Source organism: Aminobacter anthyllidis (assembly GCF_018555685.1).
Taxonomy (GTDB): Bacteria; Pseudomonadota; Alphaproteobacteria; order Rhizobiales; family Rhizobiaceae; genus Aminobacter; species Aminobacter anthyllidis.
On the sequence record NZ_JAFLWW010000030.1, the window covers coordinates 1 to 1,122 of the forward strand.

Below are 1,122 nucleotides of genomic sequence, written 5' to 3' on the forward strand. Positions count from 1 at the left end.
CAAGATCTTCGGCCGCCGCGGCACCGCTTAACTCGGCGACCATATCGCCCCTCGCATGTTCCAATGTCATGGCGCGAAAACTCCATGTTCATCGGCCTATTGCAAGGTGCCTTGGCGCATCGCTTACCACCATTGAGCCTGCAGCTTTCGATCAGCGACGCAATGACTGCCCAGTGTTCGGCACCGCGGTTCGAGCCGGCGAAGAGCGCGTTCTTGCGGACGGATTGAGCGCTCGACGGTGTTGTTGTCGATCTCGGTGCGACCGTCGTCAACGAAGCGCGAGAGGCCTTCGCAGCGTGAGAGCGTGTAGCGGATTGCCTCGGCAACCTTGGTCTTCTGACCGATCAGGCCGAGCTTTCACGCAGCCAAGGTTCAAGATGGCGACAATAGCGCGGCTATTTTCCCGACGCGTCGCACGGCCTTCATCGGCCGATCGGCCGCGGATATCGTCCTCGATCTTATTGAGGTGGGCGATCGTCTCAGCGCCTCGCTGGCGATCGGCGAGTTCCAGGCCTACATCGCCTTCCAACAGTGCCAGTCTGATCAATTTCGGCGAGAGCTACCGGTCCGGAGATCGCATCAGCCTCTCCGTCGCCAAAAGAGCTGTTCTGCTTAGCCGTCGAGCTCAACGCCCAGCGTCGGAGCGCTCTCTGCTTCTGAAGGAAGCCATGAGGTCCGCTCGGGCTTGATCGGAGGCTTGGCCGATGGACGTTGTGTTTGCCTCGCTCGGCTGCCGCCCGATGGCGAGGCTTTGCGAATTGTCAGTCCTTTGCCTTTTCGCTGGTCTCAACGGCGCTGTGTAACGTTCAGTGTTGATGATGACGCCCTCGCTGTTCACGCGGTTGCTCCTGTGCAGTGTACTCGTCAGCTTGTCCTCGGCCTCGCGCGTCTGGCCCAAGTGCCGTTCCAACGGCGCTGGCGCGACCTGTCTGGCTTGCTGCTCTTGCAAGGCGGCGTGTTGCACCTGCGACCCGGCTGCTGCCAAAGCTTCGGCAGGGCTTGCGGCAAGCTCGTGCGGCAAGCGCCCCTCTCTCAGTCGGTTTTGCAGCGCCTGCCGATCGGCGACGAGGTAGTTGAGGTGCAGCGGCAGCTGCTGGTCTGGCCGCTCTTCGTTCGCCAATC

The 1,122-nt window shown here is 61.7% G+C and carries 2 pseudogenes; both read right to left on the reverse strand.

What is annotated here, in order from left to right:
- Positions 1-131 precede the first annotated feature (131 nt).
- A pseudogene (locus J1C56_RS32700) lies at positions 132-504 on the reverse strand (IS66 family transposase); the annotation flags it as partial.
- A 121-nt stretch (positions 505-625) separates the two neighbouring features.
- Positions 626-1,122: pseudogene (locus J1C56_RS32705) on the reverse strand (Ulp1 family isopeptidase); the annotation flags it as partial.